Raw genomic sequence first — 10,131 nt, forward strand, 5'->3', positions numbered from 1 at the left:
GCTTTTCCTGCACTAGCTTATTTAGCTAAGAGTTTACTTTACGGCTACTCGTAACCTTTAGGCCACCTCAGGGATCGGGAGTAGCAATCACCACCATTTCTAAATCTTGACCTGGCACTAATTTCCAGTCATAATCCCGGAGCAATTGAGCCGCGAAAATCTTCATTTCTAATTTGGCAAACTCCCTGCCTAAACATTCCCGTAAACCGCCACCAAAGGGGATATATCCAAAGGTTTTTTGTTTATCTTCTGTCCTTTCTGGCCCAAACCGATCTGGGTCAAAGCGTTGATGATCTTGATAAATTTTATGATTTTTGTGGGTTTCGGTAATTTGGCACAGTATAGTCCAACCTTGAGGAATCAAGTAACCGTTAAATTCAAAAGACTGAATAACCTTCCGAAAAAGACCACTAACAGGAGGAAGTATGCGCAGCACTTCTTTAAGCACTTGCTCTAGATAGGTCATCTGCTTGAGATGTTCCATGGTTAGGGGTTCTGAACCAGAAAACTTCTGTTGTTCAGCACGGAGATGGGCAACAACATCTGGATGCTGGGCTGTCAACAGACAAAAGGATGCGATCGCAGAGGTTAAGGTTTCGTGGCCTGCCCACAACAACAGAAGCACTTGGTCTTTGATTTCATCCAAACTCAAGGAATTCCCCTGGTCATCTTCGGCTTGTAACAATAGTCCCAAGGCGTCCTCTCCGGGATTTTTCTGTTGCTGTCGCTGTTGGACAATGGTTTCGATATAGGTCAGCAATCCTTGACGAGCACGCAAAGCTTTACCAAACCTTGTCCAAGGTAGAGATATCGGAATACTGAACACTCCCTCAGAAAAGTTATTAAATAGTTGAGCCAGAGGGGTTTCGGAACCTCCATCAGTTCCCATCAGCAAGGTACTAGCGATCTCAAAGGTATAGTCCTGCAGTTGAGGATACCAGGTTAAGGTTCCCATCTCTTCCCATTTCTGGAGATAATTGCTAGTAATGTTGGCCATGGTGGGAATATAGCTAGCTAATGCTCTCGGTTGAAACGCCTGGTACATTAACTTGCGGCGCTTCTGGTGGAAAACTCCCGTTTGGTTGGCCAGTGAGGCGGCTCCAAGTAAGATTTGCGTGCTTTTGGGCCAGATAGAAGCAACATACTGATTTTCATTCGTAAACAGAAATTGATTCGCTTCTGCAGTATTCATCGTCACCGCAGGACTACCAAAAATGTGGGTTTTGTAGATGCGCCCATACTTTTCTGACCGCTTTTTGTGGAAATTTCGATCCGTTAAAAAGCTGATGGTCTCACCGATAATGGGTAAACAGACGTTACCAGGGGGCAATGGAAGCGATCGCATATCTTGAGTAGTGGTTTCCATGGAAATAAGCAAGCTGCAGGGTCAAGACTTATTATCTCTTGGCTGATCCAGGGTAAACCCATCTTATTTTGAAATGCCTACTGGAAGGGAACAGCGGATCTCGGAACAGGGAGTAGGGAGTAGCGATGCAGCGCCTTCATGCGGGGGTTTCCCCCACTCGCTATTGCATCAAGACGGGAGTAGGGAATATGGCATCAAAATTATCTCAATTCCTACACGGATTGCTATTTAACTCTTGTGCTAGATCTAGGGCTGTCTTGATGTCACCACTCCTGACACAAAACTATTCAATCATGGAGTTATATACCAGAATTATTCATCAAGGTGCTGCCTAATCTCTTCGATGGATATACCTGCACCAGGTTTGACATTAGCGGAACGTTCCATGGCGAAAATTCATCAGTTCCAGATTCTGACGAGTTAGTTTAATTTCCTCCTCAAAATCCTCTTCTTCACCAATCTCAAACACGTGAGCAAGGACTGGCTTACCTAATAAAATGTGGGGATTGTAATCAATGTATTTTCTCCAATTCATGATGATTATTTATTAAAATATATTGATAGTTAACTATTTTCAAGCATTTATCCATTCCGCGATGTACTTTAGGAAAGGTAGCAGTAAGTCGGGATTTATAAGATAGAGTGTGAGTTTTTTGTGATAACTGATTAATATCCAATTTCAATGAAAAAAAGCTTAGCGATTATATCATATAAACTGTTTTTTTCAACTTACATATTTCCTGCTATATAAAAAATATATAATAAAAAATACTATATATATTAGACATAATTGAGTTCATAAATGGCTAAAAAAACTAGTTGTAAATAAATGTAAATAGTTTTAATTAACCATTGCATTTTTTTGAAGAGTTATGTATATTATAGAAGGTGACGACTGAAACTAATAGCTGCGCTGGTAATAACTGTTAACCACGACGACCAGCGCAGCTTTCCTCCCTCCTAAAAAGGAGTTATTTCCATGATGCCAAAAATATCACGATCATCAATCCCGGTTGGGTGCATCCCATTTGTACGGTTTGACCCGATAGGTGCTATGGGAGTCTTGCTGGAACGGGCATCTTGCCTGTTATCAATATTTGCGAGCGGGCATCCTGGCCACATAATCTACGATTTAGCGGTGGGAGGATGTCAAAATTGACATTCTTTTCCTGTACCAAATAACACAGAAAGGGTGAGCCCTAGTGGTTAATATAACTGAGTAAAAAGACTTATCAAGCCAGAGTTTGAGGTTATGTCGAACTCTGGTAATCAGTTATACTACATTAGATAGAATCAAGCTAACCCTGAAAACAACTCCTTTGCTTGCCCAAACTGGAGATTATCACCAACAACCATACCTAAAATAAACCCCAGAAGCAGCAACTACGCCATCACCATCAAACCAGCTTGGTCTAGAATCGGTATCAGTAGCAATAACTCTTCCTGTGGCAACCGCTACAGTTTCCGAAGCAGCAACAGTGGATAGTAAAACGTTAACTACCAGAACTGAAATTACCAGTCCAACCCTGGGATTGGGAGAATTCATCTTAGGATTACTGGTGGTAGGGCCACTTGTACCCGCTTCAATCAAGCAATTGATGTATAGATGAATGTAGAGATAAACGATATGGTTAAAAATTGGTTTATTTACAGTATTGTCGCTATTACGGTGATGGGTTGTCAACCCACCACAATTAAAACCAATATCACTCAGTCAACCATAACAGGAGTGACCAATGATGTCACCAATAACAACATTATTCTTAGTGATGCTCCTGAGAAGTGGTGGCAGAAGACTAATATTCACGCTATGGCTGTTAGTCCAGATAATCCGGAAATCCTCTACGTAGCCACCCATCATGGGTTATTGCAGCGTTCTGAAGCAGGGAAATGGCTGCAAGTTGGCAAAACTCGTTCTAATTTCACCAGCTTTGTGGCTCATCCCAAGGATAGCGGACGCTTTTATGCTAGCTTACATCCGCCATCGGGAGGCAAGCTCGGTTTTCTGACTAGCTACAATAAAGGGCAACAATGGCAGCTCAAATCCCTGCTCGGGGTAGACTTTTTGACTTTAGCGATCGCACCAGCTAACCCCAAGGTAATTTATGGATGGGCGGTTTCTGGAAAACAAGGCTTGTTGGGTTCAAAAGATGGTGGCAAAACCTGGAATCAATTACCAGCCCAGGGACTGGAGGATATTCCCCATAATTTAGTCGTTGATCCGCGCAATCCTGAGCACGTGTTTGCTGCTACAACTCTGGGATTATTTGAGACTAGGGATGGTGGAAAAAGCTGGATTTTAGTCCCCAATTCTCAAGAGTCCCTGGTTGCTAGTCTGGCTCTGAAATCCGAAGCAGAAAAGACAGTAATTTATGGATTCCACATCCTTTCAGAAGATTCCGGAGGATTCTTTAAAAGTACCGATGGGGGTAGGACTTGGGAAGCCATAAGCGCAGAAACAGGAGACTTATTTTTGTATATGGCGATCGCCCCGTCTAATCCCGAATTTTTATACGCTGCTAATGATCAGAATGGTATCTTACAATCCAAAGATAGCGGCAAAACTTGGCAACCATTATTCTAATCCTATTACTATAGGAAAGGGAATAGGGAACAGGGAATAGGGAACAGGGAATAGGGAACAGGGAACAGGTAATATGGTATAAAAAATTATTACAATTCATTTAGCATAATTTATATTACTATTATCTAATTATGACTATTAATCGATTCCGTTTACGTCAACTGCACGCTTGGTTTGCCCCAATTATGATATTGCCAGTGTTGTTGACTGTGATTACCGGTTCCTTATTTCAGGTGGCAGCTCTTACTGATAAAAGTAGTGAATTTATTTGGCTTTTGGAACTGCACAAAGGAAAATTTGGTGCTATTAACTTACAAATGATTTATCCGTTTCTCAATGCCTTTGGTTTATTAACCTTAGCAATTACAGGTATTTCTATGTGGTTTCAGACTCGGCGACGGGTTATAGGGCAACGCTCACGAAATAGGTAGCGAATAGGGAATAGGGAATAGGGAATAGGGCAAAAATTATGTGTACTTTATAGTTAGTAAAAACGCTATAGCATTTTTATTTGAGATATAAAAATAGGATTGATAGACTAAGCGATGCATCGCTTCAAGCACTCTTGACCATTGCATTTTGCATTGGTGTCTGTTTGTGTTGTCCTGGCTGGCATTGCTATTCTCACAACCGGTTGGCTTTGGTTTGACCCACTGGTTAGCTTGATTATTGTAATAGTAGTTGTATTTGGGACTTGGCAACTGCTACAAGACTCTTTTCTCGACTCCCGACTCCCGACTCCCGACTCCCGACTCCCGACTCCCGACTCCTGACTCGCTCAGTAGTCAATAGCCGCTAACTCTTATCAATTGTAGTAATGCTGGTCAGGGTGTTGCTAAATTTAAGGCACGAATAATGCCTAAACCCTTTATATTACAAGGTTTTCCAGTCTTTGCTTCCTAAGGGCAGAAGTTCCATCCTGGGCGCAGCCCTATAACTTTCAGCTCTATTCCTCTGGCAAATTTTTAGATAAATTTCTGATAAGCTATAAAAAAAATAATAGTATACTGAGTAAAGTTCCTCTTCTAGACACTGACCATTACATCTACTATAGGGTCAATTATATAGTAAAACTCAGTAATTCAAAGGATGTATCTGCGATCCGACCGCCTGAGGTAGTTTACAAAATTCCCAAACTAATCGATAATTTATTTCGATAGCTGTAGTGGGTAACTCAGGTGTTGGATTACCATACCTACTGCATAAATTTAGCGACAACCCTAAGGAGAGAAAGTAGTAGTTGCTGATGAACATCAACAGAAGAAATATCTTACTAGCAGGTGGTACAGCCATGGCGGCTTACACCTTAGGTGAACTGGGTAAACCTCGTAGAGCAGCCGCCCAGAATGGGGTAGTCAATGTCTACTCCTCTCGTCACTACAAGACCGATGATGACTTGTACGACAACTTCACCCGCATCACTGGTATTGAAGTGAATCTGATTGAGGGGAAAGCAAATCCATTAATAGAACGGATTAAAAGTGAGGGAGCCAATAGCCCTGCTGATGTCTTAATCACTGTTGACGCTGGTCGTCTGTGGAAAGCTGACCAGGCTGGTATTTTTGCCCCGGTTAATTCATCGGAACTCAACGCCAAGATTCCCGCTAACCTGCGACACCCTGATAATCACTGGTTTGGCTTCACTAAGCGAGCGCGTGTGATTATGTATAACAAAGACAGAGTTAACCCTGCGGATCTGTCAACTTACGAAAATTTGGCTGATCCCAAATGGCAAGGTCGCATTGCTATCCGCTCATCGAGCAACGTCTATAATCAGTCTCTGGTGGCGTCACTGATTGCTACCCTGGGTGTACCAGCAGTAAAATCATGGGTCGAGAGCTTTGTGGGTAACTTTGCTCGTAAGCCTCAGGGTAATGATCGAGCCCAAATTGAAGCCGTTGCTGCTGGGATTGCGGATATTGCGATCGCAAATACTTATTATCTACCTCGCTATATTAAATCCGATGACCCTGCCAAGCAGGGGATATTCAAGAAAGTTGGTGTATTTTTCCCCAATCAGCAAAACCGGGGTGCCCACATTAATATCAGTGGTGGCGGCTTGGTGAAAACAGCTCCTAATCCAGGAAATGCTATCAAGTTCTTAGAATATCTAACCAGCCCTACCGCTCAGACCTTCTTTGCTCAAGCTAATAGCGAATATCCCGTGGTTTCTGGAACACCGATTGATCCGGTACTTGCGGGCTTTGGTTTTCCCTTCAAGGAAGATCCAACCAGTGTTTCCAAATATGGACCTAATAGTGCTACAGCAGTTCAACTGATGGATATTGCTGGTTGGGTATAACAGTTTTTAATTAGCTTCCGGCAAAAGAAGCCCCACAACGAACATGCGCAGCATGAGTGTGGGGCTTCTTTTGCACAGAGTCTTTCACAAAAGACCAATCGATGTGTTATACTCGCCCATATTGACTTTCAAAGCCTAAAATGCTGGAAAGTTGGTCAAACATTATTAAACAAAAGACCAAAAAAACAGAGCGGCAGGGCAGTCCGTTCTTAAAGCCCAGCGCCTCCTAAGCAATAGCTGGATTGGCTGGGAAGCCCACACTTAACTCAAAGAGTCAGTGTGGGAGCTGTCACGTGAAGTACTGTCGTCTTAGGGAATAGGGAGTCGGGAGCAGTGCGACCCCGCGCTTTTTTTAAGCTAAGCGTGAACGCGCACTGTAGGGAGTAGCGCCGAGCTTCCTAAAACCCAGAACTTTGTCCTAACCGAATTGATAAATACTATAGTGGTTATTCCGTAATTAGCATCCCTTTTTACGGAATAACCAATTTTTTTGATTCCAACACCATGAAACTTGACCTATTCTGACTCCTTACTTCTACAAAATCACCTTCAACATTTTATAATTTATAATTTATAATTTATAATTCTGCATTCTTCATTCTGCATTCTGCATTCTTCATTATTATCGCTGAGATTTAGCAATCTTGAAACTCAATAAAATTACTGGAATAATTCCTACTAAAACAATCGCTAAGGCTGGTGCTGATGCCTGTATTAATCGTTCATCGGAGGCATACTGGTAAACTCTTACTGCCAGGGTGTCAAAATTAAACGGTCGCATGATCAGAGTTGCTGGTAACTCTTTCATTACATCCACAAACACTAACATGGCTGCTGTCAACAATCCTCCCCACATTAATGGGGCATGAACTTTAATTAGGGTAAGCGTAGGACCATAACCGAGACTGCGAGAGGCATCATCTAAACTAGGCTTGATCTTACCTAAGCTGGATTCAACGGTATTGAATGAAATGGCTAAGAAGCGCACAAGATAGGCGTATACTAAAGCAATGATGGTGCCACTGAAAAGTAAACCGGTGGATAGGCCAAAGCTTGCCCGCATCCAGCTGTCAATGGTATTGTCCAACTGACCTAAGGGCATTAAGACACCAACTGCAATCACTGAACCTGGGATAGCGTAACCCATGGCAGCAGTCCGTACTGCTAAGCGCATCCCTAGTTTGGGCACTAGACGTTGCCCATAAGCCATTACTAATGCTAATACCATGGCAATGGCAGCTGTTGTAATGGCTAATAGTAAACTATTTGTAGCTAGCTGCCAAAAATTATCATCTAAGGTTTCCTCAGCATTTTTAATGGTCATGTGCAGCAAAAATGCTGCGGGTGCTAAAAATCCAAGAGCAATGGGAAGCGAACAGGCTAACAGCGCGAGGATGCCTCGGCCCCCAGTTAGTGAAAATGGCTTGATTCGTTGGTAACTACTGCCAGTCTCATAATAGCGAGATTGCTTACGAGACCAGCGTTCTAGTAGAATTAAAACAATTACGAATAGTAGCAAACAGGCGGCTAGTTGAGCAGCGGCTGACCTCTCACCCATGCCTAACCAGGTACGATATATGCCTGTAGTGAAGGTACTGACACCGAAATACTCTACTGTGCCAAAGTCGCTTAGGGTTTCCATCAGTGCTAAGGCCAAACCTGCCATGATCGCTGGTCTGGCTAGGGGTAGAGCTACGGTGAAGAAGCCACGCCAAGGGGTGCATCCGAGGGAACGAGCAGCTTCTAGGGTACGAACGGATTGCTCTAGGAAAGCTACCCTGGTGATCAGGTAAACGTAGGGATAGAGCACCAAAGACAACATGGCGATCGCACCCCACAGAGACCGGACATTGGGAAACCAATAATCCTGCACGCTAGTCCAGCCAAACAGCTGGCGCAGCCAGGTCTGTACCGGTCCAAAAAAGTCCAGCATATTGGTGTAAGTATAGGCAAGTAAATAGGCTGGTGCTGCCAGAGGCAGTAGTAGCGCCCATTCAAACACCCGGCTTCCCCAGAAGCGACACATGGTTACTAGCCATGCTGTTGAAACCCCAAGGATTAAAACTCCACTACTTACACCTAGGATTAACCACAGGGAGTTGAGAATGTAACTGCCTAAGACAGTGGAGACTAAATGACTCCATACTTCTGAAGAATCGGAGAACATACTGCCCAGCACAAATAGGACTGGTGCGCAAATTAGGAGTGCGATCGCAATTACCGAGACTGTCCAACCAGGCAAACCCAGACGATGCCATGGTGTGTTACCGCTCAATAGTGCTGAAATTTTTAGTGGCATCGGGAGTTTTCAGGCAAATGATTGTTTTGAGGAATGTTTTCATCGGAGCTGAACTCAGAGGCTGTTTATAAAGTAAATGTATAGACAGCGATGAGTTGCTTAATATTGGTGGGTTACGGCGGACAGCTCTCTTCAAAGGTGAGCTTTTAAAGTACTCCCCGCCTAACCCACCCTACGCTAAACTCTTGCAATTATTTAGCAATAAACTATCCTATCAAATAATTGCTAACCTTGAACCAGAACAAAATGATTTTTTTTTTTTCGTTCAGGGGTTAAATTTTAAGATGCTTGAACTACAAACCAGTAAAGTCAAGGATATTTTGACTCAGCAGCGCAATTTTTTCAGCACCGGTAAAACCAAAGATGTGGCATTCCGGATTGCCCAACTCAAGCGCCTCAAGCAAGTTATTTTAGAAAATGATACAGCCATTTTAGAAGGCTTGAAAGCCGACCTGCACAAGGCGGAATTTGAATCTTATGCTACCGAAATTATCCTAGTGCAGGAAATTGATCATACTCTCAAGCATATTAAATCCTGGGTCAAGCCCAAAAGAGTCCCGGTCTCAATGGCAAATTTTCCAGGCTCTGGTCAAATTTATCCCGAACCCTTGGGAGTAGTACTAATAATCAGTCCCTGGAATTATCCATTTGCTCTAGCCATTGCTCCTTTAGTGGCTGCGATCGCAGCCGGAAACTGTTGCGTTATCAAACCCTCTGAAATGTCCCCTCACACCTCTGGTGCGATCGCAGAGATTATCCAGAAAAACTTTGACCCTGGCTATATTGCTGTAGTGGAAGGGGGAGTAGAAACCAGTCAGGAACTGTTAGCAGAAAAATTCGACCATATCTTATTCACCGGCAGTACCCAAGTTGGCAGAATTATCATGACTGCTGCTGCCAAACACCTAACCCCAGTCACCCTAGAGTTGGGAGGTAAAAGTCCCTGCATTGTGGAGACAGATGTGCCGATAGAAACTACAGCAAAACGAATTGTTTGGGGTAAGTTTATCAATGCTGGTCAAACCTGTGTTGCACCAGACTATCTGCTGGTGAATCGGGAGATTAAATCTGATTTACTCCAGCAAATCAAAGCTTGTATCCATAAATTTTATGGAGACGATCCAGGCAAAAGTCCAGATTATGCTCGGATTATCAGTGATAAGCATTATCAGCGTTTGAGTACCTTACTCAAGGATGGTGACATCATAATTGGTGGACAAACTAATGCAGAAGACCGCTATATTGCTCCCACGGTCATCGACAATATTTCCTTAGAGGATAAAGTGATGGAAGAGGAAATCTTTGGTCCGATTCTACCTGTGATTGAATACAGTAATTTAGATGAAGCGATTGGGATAGTTAACCAAAGACCAAAACCCTTAGCGCTATATTTTTTCTCCACAGACAAAGCAAAGCAACAGCAGGTTTTGCAACAGACCTCTGCTGGTGGTGTTTGCTTGAATGAAACAGTAATGCATCTAAATGTTCCTTCCCTACCATTTGGTGGGGTTGGTGATAGTGGGATGGGTGCTTATCATGGTAAAGCTGGTTTTGATACCTTTTCTCACCAAAAAAGCGTA

General features: G+C 43.1%; 10 protein-coding genes. 6 read left to right on the top strand and 4 right to left on the bottom strand.

The window, feature by feature from the left end; genetic code table 11:
• Positions 1-67: 67 nt before the first annotated feature.
• Entirely contained in the window at positions 68-1,366 is a 1,299-nt protein-coding gene (locus F6K52_RS25165; RefSeq protein ID WP_293084501.1) for a cytochrome P450, read from the bottom strand.
• A 125-nt stretch (positions 1,367-1,491) separates the two neighbouring features.
• Here F6K52_RS25165 and F6K52_RS25170 point away from each other — a divergent pair, with 125 nt between their 5' ends.
• The gene (locus F6K52_RS25170; protein ID WP_293084504.1) at positions 1,492-1,701 is read left to right on the top strand and encodes a hypothetical protein; all 210 of its coding nucleotides are present in this window, start codon (positions 1,492-1,494) and stop codon (positions 1,699-1,701) included.
• A 35-nt stretch (positions 1,702-1,736) separates the two neighbouring features.
• On the opposite strand, the gene F6K52_RS25175 is transcribed toward F6K52_RS25170, so the two are convergent.
• Together F6K52_RS25175 and F6K52_RS25180 are read right to left on the bottom strand one after the other, a co-directional pair.
• Entirely contained in the window at positions 1,737-1,901 is a 165-nt protein-coding gene (locus F6K52_RS25175; RefSeq protein ID WP_293084507.1) for a hypothetical protein, read from the bottom strand.
• A gap of 807 nt (positions 1,902-2,708) precedes the next feature.
• Positions 2,709-2,912: a hypothetical protein gene (locus tag F6K52_RS25180; RefSeq protein ID WP_293084510.1), complete on the bottom strand. Its 204-nt coding sequence runs from the start codon at positions 2,910-2,912 to the stop codon at positions 2,709-2,711.
• Positions 2,913-2,972: 60 nt separating this feature from the next.
• Here F6K52_RS25180 and F6K52_RS25185 point away from each other — a divergent pair, with 60 nt between their 5' ends.
• From F6K52_RS25185 to F6K52_RS25200, 4 genes are all read left to right on the top strand, one after another.
• A complete protein-coding gene (locus tag F6K52_RS25185) occupies positions 2,973-3,950 on the top strand; it encodes a F510_1955 family glycosylhydrolase (protein ID WP_293084513.1) in 978 nt (325 codons plus the stop codon).
• A gap of 131 nt (positions 3,951-4,081) precedes the next feature.
• On the top strand, positions 4,082-4,381 hold the full coding sequence (locus tag F6K52_RS25190; RefSeq protein ID WP_293084516.1) for a PepSY domain-containing protein: 300 nt from the start codon (positions 4,082-4,084) through the stop codon (positions 4,379-4,381).
• 141 nt (positions 4,382-4,522) lie between these two features.
• Positions 4,523-4,723 (top strand): hypothetical protein, encoded by a 201-nt coding sequence (locus F6K52_RS25195; RefSeq protein WP_293084519.1) that lies wholly within the window; start codon positions 4,523-4,525, stop codon positions 4,721-4,723.
• A gap of 473 nt (positions 4,724-5,196) precedes the next feature.
• Entirely contained in the window at positions 5,197-6,252 is a 1,056-nt protein-coding gene (locus F6K52_RS25200) for an extracellular solute-binding protein (RefSeq protein ID WP_293084522.1), read from the top strand.
• A 622-nt stretch (positions 6,253-6,874) separates the two neighbouring features.
• On the opposite strand, the gene F6K52_RS25205 is transcribed toward F6K52_RS25200, so the two are convergent.
• Positions 6,875-8,551: an iron ABC transporter permease gene (locus F6K52_RS25205; RefSeq protein ID WP_293084525.1), complete on the bottom strand. Its 1,677-nt coding sequence runs from the start codon at positions 8,549-8,551 to the stop codon at positions 6,875-6,877.
• A gap of 284 nt (positions 8,552-8,835) precedes the next feature.
• On the opposite strand from F6K52_RS25205, the gene F6K52_RS25210 reads away from it, so the two are divergent.
• Positions 8,836-10,131, top strand: a 1,296-nt coding sequence (locus F6K52_RS25210; protein ID WP_293084528.1) for an aldehyde dehydrogenase, incomplete at its 3' end; no start/stop codon positions are given.

It is taken from the genome of Moorena sp. SIO3H5, assembly GCF_010692395.1.
Lineage (GTDB): Bacteria > Cyanobacteriota > Cyanobacteriia > Cyanobacteriales > Coleofasciculaceae > Moorena.